The sequence below is a fragment of the [Flexibacter] sp. ATCC 35208 genome (genome assembly GCF_001975825.1).
Lineage (GTDB): Bacteria > Bacteroidota > Bacteroidia > Chitinophagales > Chitinophagaceae > Chitinophaga.
Window position 1 is genome coordinate 1 of the sequence record NZ_MTKN01000104.1, and the last position, 14,255, is coordinate 14,255.

General features: G+C 35.5%; 23 protein-coding genes. 2 read left to right on the plus strand and 21 right to left on the minus strand.

Annotated elements, in window-relative coordinates; all coding sequences use genetic code 11:
- Nucleotides 1-177: 177 nt before the first annotated feature.
- The 3 genes from BW716_RS32890 to BW716_RS32900 are packed head-to-tail and all read right to left on the minus strand — an operon-like array spanning nt 178 to nt 1,115.
- The gene (locus BW716_RS32890; RefSeq protein WP_083730303.1) at nt 178-513 is read right to left on the minus strand and encodes a hypothetical protein; all 336 of its coding nucleotides are present in this window, start codon (nt 511-513) and stop codon (nt 178-180) included.
- Nucleotides 514-518: 5 nt separating this feature from the next.
- A complete protein-coding gene (locus BW716_RS32895; protein ID WP_083730304.1) occupies nt 519-716 on the minus strand; it encodes a hypothetical protein in 198 nt (65 codons plus the stop codon).
- 54 nt (nt 717-770) lie between these two features.
- The gene (locus BW716_RS32900; protein WP_083730305.1) at nt 771-1,115 is read right to left on the minus strand and encodes a hypothetical protein; all 345 of its coding nucleotides are present in this window, start codon (nt 1,113-1,115) and stop codon (nt 771-773) included.
- Between the two features lie 127 nt (nt 1,116-1,242).
- Between BW716_RS32900 and BW716_RS32905 the strand changes: the two genes are divergently transcribed.
- Entirely contained in the window at nt 1,243-2,832 is a 1,590-nt protein-coding gene (locus BW716_RS32905) for an ISL3 family transposase (RefSeq protein ID WP_083730306.1), read from the plus strand.
- Between the two features lie 297 nt (nt 2,833-3,129).
- Here BW716_RS32905 and BW716_RS32910 read toward each other — a convergent pair whose 3' ends face one another.
- From BW716_RS32910 to BW716_RS32960, 10 genes are all read right to left on the minus strand, one after another.
- Nucleotides 3,130-3,312: a hypothetical protein gene (locus BW716_RS32910; RefSeq protein WP_083730307.1), complete on the minus strand. Its 183-nt coding sequence runs from the start codon at nt 3,310-3,312 to the stop codon at nt 3,130-3,132.
- A gap of 88 nt (nt 3,313-3,400) precedes the next feature.
- Entirely contained in the window at nt 3,401-3,838 is a 438-nt protein-coding gene (locus BW716_RS32915; RefSeq protein ID WP_143709175.1) for a hypothetical protein, read from the minus strand.
- A 173-nt stretch (nt 3,839-4,011) separates the two neighbouring features.
- Complete coding sequence (locus BW716_RS32920; RefSeq protein ID WP_083730309.1) at nt 4,012-4,455, minus strand: hypothetical protein; 444 nt, start codon at nt 4,453-4,455, stop codon at nt 4,012-4,014.
- A gap of 321 nt (nt 4,456-4,776) precedes the next feature.
- Nucleotides 4,777-5,121 (minus strand): hypothetical protein, encoded by a 345-nt coding sequence (locus BW716_RS32925; protein ID WP_083730310.1) that lies wholly within the window; start codon nt 5,119-5,121, stop codon nt 4,777-4,779.
- Nucleotides 5,122-5,448: 327 nt separating this feature from the next.
- A complete protein-coding gene (locus BW716_RS32930) occupies nt 5,449-6,066 on the minus strand; it encodes a hypothetical protein (RefSeq protein ID WP_083730311.1) in 618 nt (205 codons plus the stop codon).
- Nucleotides 6,067-6,236: 170 nt separating this feature from the next.
- Nucleotides 6,237-6,809: a hypothetical protein gene (locus BW716_RS32935; protein ID WP_083730312.1), complete on the minus strand. Its 573-nt coding sequence runs from the start codon at nt 6,807-6,809 to the stop codon at nt 6,237-6,239.
- 252 nt (nt 6,810-7,061) lie between these two features.
- A complete protein-coding gene (locus tag BW716_RS32945; protein WP_083730314.1) occupies nt 7,062-7,595 on the minus strand; it encodes a hypothetical protein in 534 nt (177 codons plus the stop codon).
- 31 nt (nt 7,596-7,626) lie between these two features.
- Entirely contained in the window at nt 7,627-8,043 is a 417-nt protein-coding gene (locus tag BW716_RS32950) for a hypothetical protein (RefSeq protein ID WP_083730315.1), read from the minus strand.
- 132 nt (nt 8,044-8,175) lie between these two features.
- Nucleotides 8,176-8,772: a hypothetical protein gene (locus BW716_RS32955; RefSeq protein ID WP_143709176.1), complete on the minus strand. Its 597-nt coding sequence runs from the start codon at nt 8,770-8,772 to the stop codon at nt 8,176-8,178.
- Nucleotides 8,773-8,829: 57 nt separating this feature from the next.
- Complete coding sequence (locus BW716_RS32960) at nt 8,830-9,498, minus strand: M91 family zinc metallopeptidase (RefSeq protein WP_083730317.1); 669 nt, start codon at nt 9,496-9,498, stop codon at nt 8,830-8,832.
- A gap of 206 nt (nt 9,499-9,704) precedes the next feature.
- Here BW716_RS32960 and BW716_RS32965 point away from each other — a divergent pair, with 206 nt between their 5' ends.
- On the plus strand, nt 9,705-9,956 hold the full coding sequence (locus BW716_RS32965; RefSeq protein ID WP_235643996.1) for a hypothetical protein: 252 nt from the start codon (nt 9,705-9,707) through the stop codon (nt 9,954-9,956).
- On the opposite strand, the gene BW716_RS32970 is transcribed toward BW716_RS32965, so the two are convergent.
- The 8 genes from BW716_RS32970 to BW716_RS39290 form a co-directional block, all read right to left on the minus strand.
- Complete coding sequence (locus BW716_RS32970; RefSeq protein ID WP_083730318.1) at nt 9,951-10,454, minus strand: hypothetical protein; 504 nt, start codon at nt 10,452-10,454, stop codon at nt 9,951-9,953. The two genes, BW716_RS32965 and BW716_RS32970, sit on opposite strands and share 6 nt — an antisense overlap.
- A gap of 3 nt (nt 10,455-10,457) precedes the next feature.
- On the minus strand, nt 10,458-10,859 hold the full coding sequence (locus tag BW716_RS36510) for a hypothetical protein (protein WP_143709177.1): 402 nt from the start codon (nt 10,857-10,859) through the stop codon (nt 10,458-10,460).
- Nucleotides 10,860-10,942: 83 nt separating this feature from the next.
- Entirely contained in the window at nt 10,943-11,317 is a 375-nt protein-coding gene (locus BW716_RS32985) for a hypothetical protein (RefSeq protein ID WP_143709178.1), read from the minus strand.
- Between the two features lie 5 nt (nt 11,318-11,322).
- Nucleotides 11,323-12,252, minus strand: coding sequence for an RHS repeat domain-containing protein (locus BW716_RS32990; RefSeq protein ID WP_255373915.1), 930 nt, complete (start codon nt 12,250-12,252; stop codon nt 11,323-11,325).
- 29 nt (nt 12,253-12,281) lie between these two features.
- Nucleotides 12,282-12,728 carry a hypothetical protein gene (locus BW716_RS32995; protein ID WP_083730323.1) on the minus strand — a complete coding sequence of 149 codons (447 nt, stop codon included), beginning with the start codon at nt 12,726-12,728 and terminating at the stop codon, nt 12,282-12,284.
- A gap of 3 nt (nt 12,729-12,731) precedes the next feature.
- Complete coding sequence (locus BW716_RS33000; protein ID WP_083730324.1) at nt 12,732-13,292, minus strand: hypothetical protein; 561 nt, start codon at nt 13,290-13,292, stop codon at nt 12,732-12,734.
- A gap of 364 nt (nt 13,293-13,656) precedes the next feature.
- Nucleotides 13,657-14,091 carry a DUF4265 domain-containing protein gene (locus BW716_RS33010; RefSeq protein WP_083730326.1) on the minus strand — a complete coding sequence of 145 codons (435 nt, stop codon included), beginning with the start codon at nt 14,089-14,091 and terminating at the stop codon, nt 13,657-13,659.
- A 4-nt stretch (nt 14,092-14,095) separates the two neighbouring features.
- Complete coding sequence (locus BW716_RS39290) at nt 14,096-14,203, minus strand: HNH endonuclease (protein WP_368678212.1); 108 nt, start codon at nt 14,201-14,203, stop codon at nt 14,096-14,098.
- Between the last annotated feature and the right edge of the window lie 52 nt (nt 14,204-14,255).

Below are 14,255 nucleotides of genomic sequence, written 5' to 3' on the forward strand. Positions count from 1 at the left end.
GTTTTACTGGTGCATCTCAGGTAGTATCTTTTGGTTCGCAAAACAAAGATCAACTATTCCTGGGTTTCGTGTTTGTATAAAGACAATTCAATAAAGACTAAACAACTTCTACTTATTAATAATACTCTTCCAATCGACTGGCAATAATTATTTAATACCTGCCAAGTGCGAAAACCTTTAATATTCTTTATCCAATTCTGTTAATATCAATTCAGGATTATCAATAGCATACCTTAGGCTTATAGAATCTCCTTTACCTAAATTATTAGGATTGTTATCCCACCCACCCACATAGTTATACTCTTTATTACCGATCCTATATTTCACCTCTATACTATGACCTTTATAAGACTTTTTTTCCAAAATGATCCCTTTCGCATATTCATAATTCTTATTAATATGTTCCAATTTATCGGATTTCTCTTCCTTTGCATTCATAGAAATCCAATACAGGCCCCCGACAATAATTCCAACAATTATAATAAATGTTAAAATCAGTTTCACTGTATTCATTTTATTTATTTAGTGAAAGAAAAAAAATTCTTGATCTTATCAACAATACTGTTTTGAATACCATTTTTCACTACAGTTCCTCCGTTACTATCTGAAGCTTTAGCAACAGTACTAGAAACAATGGCAGCTCCATGTGCAGCCTGCGATGCAAAATTCGCTGCTTGTAATTTACTTAAAGCTACCAAAGATCTAATTCCATACATATTTCTGCCTCCATCAATAAATGGGGCAGTAGTCCTGCCAGTGTCTGCGCATGTTTAATCGTCGTTGCCTGCCCAGCGGCAGGCAACATCCAGCATCAGGATGATTTCAACTAAACCGCTACAGCTCATTATCGCCTGCTGGTGTTCTTCCGTCAACCCATTCGTACCATATAATGCCAATACACTATACTCCATGCTGATCTCAGATTGCTGTAACAGACTTGCCGTATCTATCATACTTTCAGTCAATATGAGCCGCGTTGCAGATCCTTGCAGATAAACCGGATAAAGACCACTTCTGCCCATCAGGTAAAAGTGCCGCTGATCCTTGTCATTACTGATACTACGACCATAAAACGATACGATCTTATTGTCCTCATTCCGCAATTGGAAGATCACACAATCTTTTGCCCATACTGCTTATTCCGAGCAAAGTTTACCAGCATTCTGCTTTAAACCGGCTCTTCGTCAATTTTGGTGGAAATTTTCAATGGTGTAACTTGAGTTGAATGTGTGATCAGCCCCAATGAATTCAAAAAATCTCATATTTGAAAGGAGTGAAGCTTTTAATATCAAATCAATTATACAAGTACAAAATATAGTATACCTTAATGTAGAGAGCCGATTGAAAACTGCTAAATGTCCTAATTGCCAAAGGAAAAGTGGTAGTATACACAGTTATTACTATAGAAAGATAAAAGACTTACCATCATTTGGCAAACAGGTATGCATAAATCTCTTGACAAGGAAATTTTATTGTAAGAACAATAATTGTGAAAAGAAAATATTTTCGCAACGTTTTAACGAGCAATTCAAGCCTTATTCCCGTATGAGTGAACGGCTTGCAGCAATACTTCTAAAAACAGGATTATTGACTGGGGGAAATGCGGGAGCAAGGCTGTGTAAACTACATAATGTCAGTGTTAGTGCTTCTACTATCCTTAGAAATATACATAAAGCTCCTATTATAAAACCAGAAACACCTCAAGTATTAGGAATCGATGATTGGGCCTATAAGAAGCGGCACAGGTATGGAACTGTGCTTGTAGATATGGAAAAACATAAAATCATAGAACTATTACCGGATAGAGAAGCTGCCACCATTCAAAAATGGCTGCAGGATAATCCTGGAGTAAAAATAGTTAGTAGAGACCGGTTTTCGAATTACGCAAATGGTGTAAGAAACGGTAGCCCTGAAGCAATCCAGGTTGCAGACAGATTTCACCTATTACAAAACCTTAGTGAATCATTGAAAAAGCTTCTGGTGCGGCATTATAAAACATATAAGGGAATCATTAAGCAAAAAGACGAGGAGAAATTAGACGGGAATATTACAGTACTGGCACCAGCAGATCTGCCAAGGCAGATTACACCCAGTTATTATAATCGACAATGTCAAATGGATGAGATTAAATCCCGACATGCAAATGGTGAATCAATCAGGAGCATAGCATCATTAATGAAAATAAGTAGAGAGAAAGTGACTAACTTTCTAAGGCTTCAGGAGCCTCCAATAAGATTATCTCCTAATCAATTTTCATTTACAAAATATGCTGATCTTATCAAAAAAAGTATTATCGCAAACCCACGAATAACCTCTAGTAAGATAATAATTGAGCTAAAAAATTCAGGGTATAATGGAGGCAAGACGGCTGTTTACAATTTTATTAAAAATTGTGTACGGATAAAACCTAATGCTGATCAAGAAGAGTTGCCCAGGCAGTTATGGTCTCCTAATAAAGCATCTTTGTTATTATCTAAACCAGCATCACTGTTAAATGAAATTGAAAACAAAGTGGTAAATGCACTGTGTAAATCAGTTTCTGATATTGAGAGATCATGTCTTCTATCACGCCAATTTAGAAGAATGATCATCAAGAGAAAGGGAGAAAGATTAAATAATTGGGTAAATAAGGCATTAAAATCTGGAGTGAAAGAAATGATATCCTTTGCGAATAGCCTTCTTTCAGATTTTGATGCCGTTAAGAACGCAATGTTGTTGGAATGGAGTAATGGGCAGGTTGAGGGGCAGATAAATAAATTGAAAACAGTCAAAAGACAATTGTATGGAAAGGCAAGTTTTAATTTATTGAAAAAAATGTTAACCATTCAATAGCCTTATAAAAATGCAGAACTTTCCACCAAAATTGACGAAGAGCCACTTTACTCCGGAATATGCATGAAGAACAATAAATATTATTTTTCTTCACCTGGATAAAAGTAAAACTATAGGTAAGTACCTGCAGTTTTACTATGAGAGTGAAAAAGAAGATTTATATCTAAAAGGGAATTTATAAAAAGGGAGTAGCAAAAGTGGAAACTAATAGAGCTGTTTGGGGAATCAGTTCATTAGCAATTAAGGTTCCAATGCCATATCCATTTGTAATTTTTTTCATGACTTATCCCTAAAATTCTAATCCTTACACCATTGAGCTGAAATTGATTCAGGGCTAAATTTTTCTATCATCATTTTATCCTGGGCTTGCTTTTTCAGATCAGATGAAAATAAAATAAGTTTACGCTTTTCGTTATGCCGTAAGTCCGTTTTTTTCTGAGCACTGGATAACGCCGCTGATAATAACAACATAACCTTCATAAATAAATATTGTATTTGCTATATTTTAAAATAATGAGAAGGAATTGGTTCTTCCTTTCATTATTTAATATAATATTTGAAACTACATTCATATCTGAATCACACATTCAATAAAATCTTTTTTAAATTTCTCTTTATCAAAATCAGGTATCTTTAAAACGTCAATTGCGGTAATAGAATTAATCAAATTTGATTTAATTATCCCAATTACTTTATCATCATCTCCATTCATAATCTCTGCATAATCCGCTATGAATTCATATTCGATGGCTTTCTCAAGCACCCTGTCTTCAAGTCCTGGCATTTTAATAATTTTAGGGGGGCCAATATATTTAGGCTTTCTAAGTTTTAAAATTTTCAGGCTTCTTGGATTCATGCAGTTTAAACCAATAAATAAATATTCGACGCCAATCCCGTAATGTCTTGGTTTAAGAAAAGAAAGAATTAGTTCATTAAATTGATTGATAATTCCAAGTTTAAATTTCACTTCTGGGCTTATATATAAGCTAATTGAAAAATCTTTCATACAAATAAGTGATTTATAAAAAGCTTTAGAAACTATTGTAATAATATCCCCTGGCATCATTCGAAATACTAACGAAGGTCCTATTCACTATATAATCAGGAGCAGGGATTTAGCTAAAATTAAAATAAGGAGAAGAAACACTTCCTTCTCCTTATTCAATATAATATTAGAACTCATATTTGTATCTGACTTATACACTCAATAAAGTCCTTCTTAAATTTCTCTTTATCAAAATCAGGAATTTCCAAAACATCAATTGCTACAATGGAATTAATAAGTTCGGTTTTAATTCGTTTGATTAATTCTCCTCCTTGTGCATTTAATATACTTTGGAAATCAGCAATGAATTCGTACTCAACATTCCTTTCAATTATTGACTCAGGAAGTCCTTTAGTTTTAATTATTTTGGGGCCCAGGACATAACTAGGTTTTCTTAATTTCAAGATCTTTAAGCTTTTAGGGTTCATACATATAAACCCAATAACTAAATTTAATACACCACTACCATAATCTCTTTCCTTAAGAAAGGAACAAATTTTTTCATTAAAAATTGATATAACACTTAGATTCGGGCCGACTTCGGGACTAATCATTTCACCTATATAAAATTTTTCCATTTGTTTTGAAGACGTTATGATCAAAAAATGTATAATTCAAACTAATTTATCTAAAAATAGAATTTCCGGGTGGCAGCGTCAAATTCGCGCGATAATAGTTGTATAATTTCCATCGGGGTCAATGATGAATCGAATTGGGTTAAGATTTGCATAATTATATGGCGAATACCTTCTTGATTTCTCACATAACAAGTCTACCCATTGCCGTCTGGATATCTGCACTTCATACATCCTTCCACCGTAATCATACCAATGAAGTCCCTTCTCATCCAAAAACTCCTTCTGCTGAATTTCCTTGCCGTTATATTGTAGCAAATTTTTTTAGTATCCGGCTCCTTTCAGCGCATTACTAATAATCCCAGCCATCGTCAATCCAAATGGGTAATAGTGAGTTTCTTCTAACAGTGGTCCACTATTGTGAGATATAACAAGATTGTCGAAGTAGACATTTCCCCTACTTTCATTGCTTGTATAAATATAAACAAATCCTGTTTTTTTAATAACGAACTTCTCTACCGTCAATGTTTGTAATTCATCAGGATTTCCCTGTACCTGTTTCACACCACTATTATCATCTACCATGTTGAACAGGTCGTCAAAAAGTACATAGGTGAGATACGCCCTTGGTTTAGTGGCAAGGTTCTCATCAGCATCCTTGCTGATCAACTCTTAGTACTCACTGGATGTATATGCTAACGAAATAGCGGAATTTGTACCTGCAGCCGCATGCGTACCATCAGAGATAGTGGAAGAACTGAATGCCTGTACAAGTGTGGCTAGCATACTGCTTGTGGTCGTACTGGCGGTGCTGGCTGCCGTGCTTTTATAAAGTGCTTTGACCCGCAGCTGCAGGGTATCACTTGCTTAATATTTAAAAAGCAGGAATATTTGAGTGATTCTATTAATCATTTGCATCCATTATAAGTTAAATCGTTATTAATATGCATATTTTTCTTCCAGGCATCACTTCAACCCTTTTGCACATTAAACTTATCAATTATTATATCTCTCGTAAGACGAAAGATACATGGATAGAACCTTAGGGATAAAGTTACCACCTGGTAATGCAAAAACACCAAAATACTTTGATAAGAGCACATTATCCCCCTTAAATTGAGTAACAATAATATCTTCCATATTAAGGCCCTTAGTATCAACAAGTATTTCATTTAACCCCCTTATTTCTAATTTTATTCCTTTACTTATACCTACAGATTCCCAATCACCAGCAACCCTCCAAAATCCATAAACATTCACTGTATTATTCGCATTTACTTCTACGATAAACTTAAATGTTCGTAGCAATTCTCCTAATTTCGTTAATTCAATAACATAATAATCATTAAAAAAATCAGAATAGAATAATGATACATGTTTCAAAAATGTGAAACGATCTGAAATTTCATCAATGCTATCGACTGATAACATTTCCAAATAGGTTGAATAATTTATAGAATCCCGATAATATAATTTAGGATCATTAATTTCAGATTTTAATTGGGCCGCCATATCAGACAACGTTCTTTTGTTCCATTTAATGTTTATCTCATCTAAGGAGGATGATTGTCCATACAGCGTGGTGCTAATTAATAAGGCGAATATCCATCTCATAAAGATTGCAGTTTAGGCATTTTTTTCATATCTAAAGGTTTAGGCGTTCTATTGATGTACGGCTCTGCTCTGGGAGTTACCCCATTTTCTTTTCTAATCATAGATTCCTTAGGTCTTACAATTAACTCTTCACTTGGTATTGAGATAATTGTCAGGGCGATCCGGATCAGTTATTCCACCCATTGATCATAAAACCTATTTCCCAAATCGTATTCTTCCAGGCCGGTTCTATCGCTGAACTCTTTATTTTGGAGCTCCTTCCCGTTAAACCTAACTTTGTTTTCATCATAGTTCCCCTTCAACGCTTTGTCAGAAATTCCTGCCATCGTGTGCCCGCCCGGATAATAATGCGTCTCCTCCAATAAAGGTCCTTTATTGTGTGCAATAACAAGATTGTCGAAGTAGACATTCTCCCCACTTTCATTGCTTGTATAAATATAAACAAATCCTGTTTTTTCAATAATGAACTTCTCTACCGTCAATGTTTGTAATTCATCAGGATTTCCCTGTACCTGTTTCACACCACTATTATCATCTACCATGTTGAACCGGTCGTCAAAAAGCACATAGGTGAGATACGCACTGGGTTTAGTGGCAAGGTTCTCATCAGCATCCTTGCTGATCAACTCTTCGTACTCACTGGATGTATATGCTGATGAAATAGCAGATTTTGTACCCGCAGCCGCATGTGTACCATCAGAGATAGTGGAAGAACTGAATGCCTGTATGAGTGCGGCTAGCATACTGCTTGTGGTAGTACTAATTGGTGGAACAGCTAAAATGGTATTGGATAAAAAGCTCCTTAAACGAATAGAAGATATTGAAGCATTACCCGAGGACGAGAAAGAAAAAATCTATTACTTTATCGATATGGCTATCACTTACAACAATACTAAAAAAGCTTACTCCCGATAAACAGCAAATCCGCAGGTATTTGCCTGCGGATTAGTTTGTTATGATTATAATTTTACCCGATAGATCACGCCAGCAAATACTTATTTTTGGAATTTAGGAAAACTTTGCAAAGACTTGTTGTATAAACTATATGGTATATTATTTTCGCTCCATAATTCCAACAATCTTTTAAGTTCGTTTACAGATTCTTCTTTCATCAAAAATCTAAACTGCTTTTTCTCACCCATATATCTGAATTTCAGAAAATTATTGGCGCCTTGATTCAAAATAAAAGATCTGCCTCGATTAAATTCACCATGAATTCCTAAAACGGTAAACTCAAGTTTATCTGCTTCTAAAACTGAGAATGAAGTTTGTTCCTGTGTATTATCAATAATAATCTCATCCTTTGTAAGCCTGATTGTCCCTACAGTTTCATATGATCTCATAATTTGCATAGGAATAGCAGATGCAGCAAACAAAACAAGGAAGCCTAATGTTATTTTACCCGACCAAAATATCAAGCTCAGAAATATCAGGGGGAAAGTTATAAACAGAATCCATGTTAGTAGTCGAAGCATGAATATCTTTCTAGCCGTAAGTAATGGTAGATCAACTACTGTTTGAAGTTTCATTTCTTTGTTTTTTCTTATTAAACAAACGATATTAGTTTTCTTCTGTTTTCGGTTGTGGATTTTTAATTCCATCCAAAAGCCCTAAGTCATTTGAAGCTCCTACCACCGTAGCGCCTATGTCAGTAGCCGCTCCCACTTTCGCAGCTGCAGTCCCCAATTTGACAGCAGCTGCCTCTCCAATGAGGCCAAATCCGGAAAATGAGGATATTGCACCAACTACCGCCATTGTTTTATCAAACTTACTTGTCACTTTAATCCCGTAAACATCCTTATTTAAAACCAACACCATTTGGGCATTAGGTACAGCAATTAGCGGATTTAAATTTGCGAAAGCCTTGAGTCCTGCAGGCGGCTGTCCGTCTCTATTAAATTCACCATCTCCCCTTGCCCATGCATCTGCTTTCAGTACCGCCCCCTTTATATATTCGAGTCCTGATTTTGTTGTCAAATCAATATCATAATTATCTTTTCCAGTAGCACGAAGTAAATCTGAACGGTCTTTGCCAGGTTTAAATACCTGTGAAGCAACATTGTATTCTTTGTTGTTTCTCCTATTTGCAGCTTCTTTTTTTAATTTCTTTTATTTGTAATAATATTGATCAACCTTATCAAATATATTTTGTAATCCGCACTTAGAAGACAATGATTTTGTTATAAAATATTCGGACATTTTTAGTTTCCCTTTTGAAAATTTTGTGATTATAGTTTCATTAAAGTTTATACCTTTTTCATTTTCAAGATAATAGGTGCTCAAATTTTCCTGAAGGAAATATTCATCACAACTGAAGTGTTGAATTGCTATCCATTTTTTACCATTAAATCTAAATGCATCAACAATAGCTATATGATTGTCATTTCTGTGAATTATTAAATCAGTAAAACTTATTGCTGAAGTCATTGTTTTTATTTCAATAATAAATACATCTCCTTTTGAAGATATAATATTTGTAAAATGGTCTTTTAATAATAGATATCTTATTGCCAATGTATCGATTTTCATTGACTCTTCTTTTTGAGTTACAACATTAACTGCATTAATTCTATTAAGAAAAGTATTTCTTTTTAGAGAATCTGTGGTATTGTTTGCCCGTTTTTCCAAGGCTTGTATTGTGACTTTTTTCCAATCTAAATATAATTTATCTAATCCTTTTATAGGATTAGATAAATTATATTCCAAAGGGCAAAGTAAAAGACTTAATAAAAAAAGCGATTGAATCATTGTTTTATTATGTTTTTATGGCAATGGTGCCATTTTTCTTAATTTAATATTTTGCTCTCCTCTGATTTCATTTTCTTTTTGTCTCGCTTCATATTCGGATTTAGTCATTGCATTTAATAGACCTGAATCTACATCTTTATAGCCTTGAATTATGCTATTGTCATAAGTTTGGTGTTTAAATTGCTGAGAGTGGACCAATTCATGACCCAAGAAAATGAATAGTCTTGCTCCTGATGTTCCATCTACATTGATTATTGGAAAGCTAGGGGCGTCTTTCCCATTACTGATTGTATAGTTATAGTAAACTGTTGAATTAGTACCATATGTATTGACAGTTTTGTCTTCTCCAGTAGTTGGCAGAATGGTCACATCCGTGTTATTTTGTTCATCATGTTTCATTAAATCGGCTACTAAAGCTGTATCAGCTTTTTTCTCCACAGCATTACCATTCCTATCCATATCGACATCTCCCGTAAACTCTATTTCGTCTCCTTTTTCGACTTTATTAGCAGCAGTAACAACCCCGGTATTTAATAATACCAGTTTTTCAGATGTCAACTTTTGAAGATCGTAAAATGCAATCATTCTAATTTTTTGATCGCCACCAATTATTATATCATCAGGATTCATGCCATCAGGATCGATAAACCTCATTGGATTATTGAAGCCATAAACATAAGGCATTTTTTCAGATCGGGGGATCAATTACAAACCACCTTCCGATTTGCTGATTATACATTCTAGCCCCATAATCATATAGTTCCAGCCCTGAACCGTCACTAAACTCTTTATTCTCCACCCTCCGCAAGCAAAAAAACATGAGCCAGATCAACTTGGGTAAAGCAGTGGGCGTGTCACGGTAGATCATTGGAAGATATGAACGTAATGAAGTGTTACCCTCTATTGAAGTGGCGGTAAAAATTGCCAATGCCCTGTATGTATCATTGAATTACCTGGCTGGCAATACCGACCAGCTCCTCGATAAAAATATTGTAAAGCATATATCCGATATACAACAGCTGCCGCAGGATGATAAAGCACATCTCTTAGCCCTGATGGATGCTTTTCTTCGAGACCACAAAGCAAAAAAAGCTTATGCTCATTATAAACAAAAGCCGCATCACTGCGGCTCTTGTTTATAAACCGGAACTGATTTCACCAGTATCAATAATAATTCTAAATCGAGAACTCACTTTATAAAAATCGTCTGACAACATTACTACAAAGTTGTTTTCCCATCCTTTACCCAAAAGCCTATTGATTTTACCAGGCTTTTTGTTATTTACTAATTGAACAATAATATTCCTTTTGCCATTGCTATCAACTACTCCAATATATTGACGCACCCAATGGCAGAAAGAACTTTTAACGTCAATACTTGTGCCCTGTAAATGGTTATAACGATTGCGAAAAATTTCTTCTGCTCTTTCAATATCGGTTACAGTAGGTGAGAATCGGTTCTTCGGATTTTTAATGTCAATTCTTACTGCATAATCTTCATTAAAGATTATCCCTTTCTCTTTATAGAATTTTGGCAAGTTCACTATACTAAAAGGATTGGTTTCTTCAGTTTTATTTTGTCCTTTGCTGGCAATAGATGTGCAAACTATAAGCATTGCAATCAGTAAAATGTTTTTCATAGATTAATAGATTGGATTAACAAGATTTAAACCATTAGCTGTAATCGTATTGGCATTCTGCCGTGTTCCTGGTATCAAAACAGGTCCTGTCAAACCAAACGGATAATAATGCGTCTCCTCCAATAACGGCCCTCTGTTATGGACTACCACCAAATTATCAAAATACACATTCTCCCCACTTTCATTACTTGTATAAATATAAACAAATCCTGTTTTCCCCGCCATGACCCGTAATAAAATGGATGGACCTATTTTTTTACCACTTTCTGCATTCATCCTGGCTACATATGCATTTGGATTGGTAGTCTTTGTTCCTGGGGTGAGAGTGGCGACACGCGTACTGGAAGAACAAAAGCTTTCGGATAATGAACAGGAACACATCTTTATTACCCTCGATGCTCTCATAAGAGATTTTTAAAATAAAAAAGCGTATGCTTCATAAAATAGCAAAGCCAGTCAATTGAGTGGCTTTGTTGCTTAACATTTTATCACTTTTTCTTAAATGATAAAAGATATTTCTTATCGCCATTGTAAAATAACAATAGCCGTCCTTTTGTAAGGACAATTGTATCGCCCTGCTTTAATGATATAAGATGTGGGTTTGATTGGCTAACATTTCTAATTATCAAATAGTCATCCTTTATTTTTGAAAAAACAAAGTCCTGATTAAAAACCTTCGTGCTTTCATAATTATTCACAAACAAACCTGTTGTGTCATTTGCAAGCTCAATACTTAGTTTTTCTTTAGGATAGTTTATGTTTTTTTCCCATTGGTACAACTTGTATTCTTTTGCTAATTTACTTGTGTTACAACTGTAAAATACAGCCATAAAAAACAATAATATATACGCAACCTTTTTCATAAGCTTTAGTTTCTGTTCCAAACGTTTAATGGGATAATCAAAACACCTGCTACATTTCTTGGGGGATAAATAGGGATAAACCCTGGGTCAACCATTGAGTTTACAACCGCACCTGTTATTTGATTAATGTTATTGATGATGCCTTTTGTGGGGTCTTGACCTGCTCGTACTCTTTGCATCATAACATCTGCTGCTGGCTGGTCTCTGTATTCTAAGCCGCCGCTCCATGCATATTGTGCCCTGTATGCACTTATTTCATCGGCAACACCATAATTGGCTGCTGTGGCTATATTAAATTCATTTCTTGCATTTTGTCCTCCATGTCGGGTTTCATGAAGTTGGCTTCCCATATTACTCTCTATAAACATTGTTACCACTCCATCAACTTTGGCATTTGTCCCTGTTGAAGTGGTTGTTGGTCCAACCAAACCTAATGCCATAAAATCTTTACTACCTACACTTCCATATTTATACTCGGTGTTTTCATCGCTACGCATGTTTGCTATATCGGTTTTAGAACTTCTTAATTCTGCAACTCGTTCTCTTCTATCGCCAACATCTTGCCCCTTCCTATCCATTTTGGCTATTTGCTTTTCAAGCTTAGCAACCTGTTTATCAATTTCCCCTTCCATCTTATGAGCTTTCTTCTCATCAAAATATCTTCCGTCTATTTCAATATTATTGATAGGATTGTTTTTCACAAAAGCATATGGCGATATATCAATGTCCTTTCCTGCTAATGGGGCCCCCTCCCAACGTCCTGTTTGATTGTCGTACATCCTTGCTCCGAAGTCTGTCCACTCTAAGCCACTTCTATCGCTGAACTCTTTGGATTGTAATTCCTTGCCTTTAAACTTGTAATTATTATTTAGAGTTCCAGCCGCCTTAGAAGATATCCCCGCCATTGTCAACCCGAAAGGGTAATAATGAAACAATTATTAAAAACAACTCACTATATACTATTTTATTTGAATATAGTTTTCCGTTCAATATACCTGTAATAGGCATCCTCTGTGCTTACTCCGATGGAACCTTCCTGAGTTTTTTTCCCGTTCTTAATAATAGCACCTTTCTTTTCCTTCGTATTGTAAACCAATGTATCTCCTACAAAGGTATTTGAAGTAGAGGCATGATCATATACTTCAGCCACACCATCTTTGATAACGCAAAAGTAATATTGGAGCTTCCCACGTGGATCATACGTTTGTATATTGGAGCTAACTATTCTTAACCTGACAATACCATATCCGTGAAAATTATCCCCATTTTCAACATTTTCAACAATTCCTGTTAACTGCAAGTCCAGGTTTTCTAAAGCAAGTTTGTTAGTCTGATTTTTCCTGTGGCAGTCAGAACGTAGAACCCACACGAATAAGACTATTCCAACTATAATGATTAGCACTTTTTTCATTTTTTATAATTTACGCTTGACATAAGTACCAACTCCTGATAAAATGGATGCCTGAGCATTAAATATTCTATCTGCCCAACTTCTATCCTTGGTTGGGATTTCATTATTCAATAATACGGATGTCGATTGTCCTGCATTTGCTGTGCCTGCATTAGCACTCTGGCCCACACCTGCACTTACTCCAAAGGATATTCCTTTCCAATCGTCCATTGTGAATATTGAAGCATTCCACCCGCCACCGACAACATCTTTTAAATCCTGGGAAACACCATAAGAAGAAGTGGCCCCAGCAAAAGTAGAAGGAGCAGAATTTTTATTGGTCATTACATCATTCGTATTCACCACTACGGAAAAATTAACTCCAACTGATGCCGAGGCTCCTTCTTGAACACCTGCACTTGCTTTATAGGCACCACCTGCATAAGTATAATTATAACCGCCATAAGTACTATTTGTAAAATTAACTACTGACAGATTCCCCGCAACAGAAGCTCCTGAACCAACAGCTACTTGTGCAGACCCCTCTAAAGTGTACCCTACAGCATACCGGCTTCCATCTGCCAACTTATCTAATCCAATGTCTATAGTTTTATTTTCTTTAAGAGCTACAGGAATGTTAACAGTATAATCCTCTCCTGGTGCTTTTATTGTCCATATCTTGTCATCCTTCCCCTTTACAATAATATCCGTGGGGCCATTCCATCAGGATCAATAAATCTTATTGGATTATCAAAAGCAAAATTATAGGGCGAAAATCTTCTCATTTTATCTGCGGAAGGATCGATCCCCCCCACCTGCCTAATGTTTGAAACCCTGCCGGGATGGGGATGGGGAAATGGCTCGGTAGCAGCGCCTTCAACGGTTTTGGAGCCTGTCAAGACAAGGCGCTACAATAGACCCAATAACACATAAAATTTTACAGTCTCGCCTAATCTTCATGACATAAACAAGATTCTTCATAGGTCCAATCCCCATTTTCTTCGCCTTTGTCTAAATAATTCTTTACGGGAGAATAATTTACGGCTTTGGGAATACTAACTGCCATCATTGCTTTTTGGGTAAAACCTTCCCAAATACATCCTAATTTCTCTAATTCCCTTCCAACAACCTCAATCATTTCTGGGGTCTTAAAGAAAATCCGAATGGTTGAGTTTCCAGAAACTTCTATAAAATCATCAAAATAATACGCCTTTTCTTCTTCATCGTATTCCACTTTTATTTTATCCCCTAATGATATTCTTTTAGCGATGAAAGGAATATTATCTACAATACACCCATCTTCAACTCTTCCACACCATAAAGATTCAAATTCTAGATTGCCATTATCAGCATTTTGAACAAAAATGACTTTTAGTTTATCCATTTAATTAATATTTATTACTTTTCTTAACATTGCAACTACGACATGAAGCTGCGCCATTATCCGGTGTTCCGCTACCTCCTGCGGATTGAGGTATTTTGTGATCAATTTGCAATTCATTTTGGGGAGGAACGACACCTTTTTTTGATTGAAGTTGTTTATACTTT

What these genes read in the sequence shown, in the direction of transcription:
- BW716_RS33010 (WP_083730326.1), bottom strand. Translation starts at nt 14,091, where the DNA reads ATGGATAAACTAAAAGTCATTTTTGTTCAAAATGCTGATAATGGCAAT.
- BW716_RS32905 (WP_083730306.1), top strand. Translation starts at nt 1,243, where the DNA reads ATGAATTCAAAAAATCTCATATTTGAAAGGAGTGAAGCTTTTAATATC.
- BW716_RS36510 (WP_143709177.1), bottom strand. Translation starts at nt 10,859, where the DNA reads ATGAGAGCATCGAGGGTAATAAAGATGTGTTCCTGTTCATTATCCGAA.
- BW716_RS32945 (WP_083730314.1), bottom strand. Translation starts at nt 7,595, where the DNA reads ATGAAACTTCAAACAGTAGTTGATCTACCATTACTTACGGCTAGAAAG.
- BW716_RS32930 (WP_083730311.1), bottom strand. Translation starts at nt 6,066, where the DNA reads ATGAGATGGATATTCGCCTTATTAATTAGCACCACGCTGTATGGACAA.
- BW716_RS32970 (WP_083730318.1), bottom strand. Translation starts at nt 10,454, where the DNA reads ATGAAAAACATTTTACTGATTGCAATGCTTATAGTTTGCACATCTATT.
- BW716_RS32920 (WP_083730309.1), bottom strand. Translation starts at nt 4,455, where the DNA reads ATGGAAAAATTTTATATAGGTGAAATGATTAGTCCCGAAGTCGGCCCG.
- BW716_RS32895 (WP_083730304.1), bottom strand. Translation starts at nt 716, where the DNA reads ATGTATGGAATTAGATCTTTGGTAGCTTTAAGTAAATTACAAGCAGCG.
- BW716_RS32985 (WP_143709178.1), bottom strand. Translation starts at nt 11,317, where the DNA reads ATGAAAAAGGTTGCGTATATATTATTGTTTTTTATGGCTGTATTTTAC.
- BW716_RS32915 (WP_143709175.1), bottom strand. Translation starts at nt 3,838, where the DNA reads ATGAAAGATTTTTCAATTAGCTTATATATAAGCCCAGAAGTGAAATTT.
- BW716_RS32935 (WP_083730312.1), bottom strand. Translation starts at nt 6,809, where the DNA reads ATGCTAGCCGCACTCATACAGGCATTCAGTTCTTCCACTATCTCTGAT.
- BW716_RS32910 (WP_083730307.1), bottom strand. Translation starts at nt 3,312, where the DNA reads ATGAAGGTTATGTTGTTATTATCAGCGGCGTTATCCAGTGCTCAGAAA.
- BW716_RS32890 (WP_083730303.1), bottom strand. Translation starts at nt 513, where the DNA reads ATGAATACAGTGAAACTGATTTTAACATTTATTATAATTGTTGGAATT.
- BW716_RS32995 (WP_083730323.1), bottom strand. Translation starts at nt 12,728, where the DNA reads ATGAAAAAAGTGCTAATCATTATAGTTGGAATAGTCTTATTCGTGTGG.
- BW716_RS32960 (WP_083730317.1), bottom strand. Translation starts at nt 9,498, where the DNA reads ATGCCTTATGTTTATGGCTTCAATAATCCAATGAGGTTTATCGATCCT.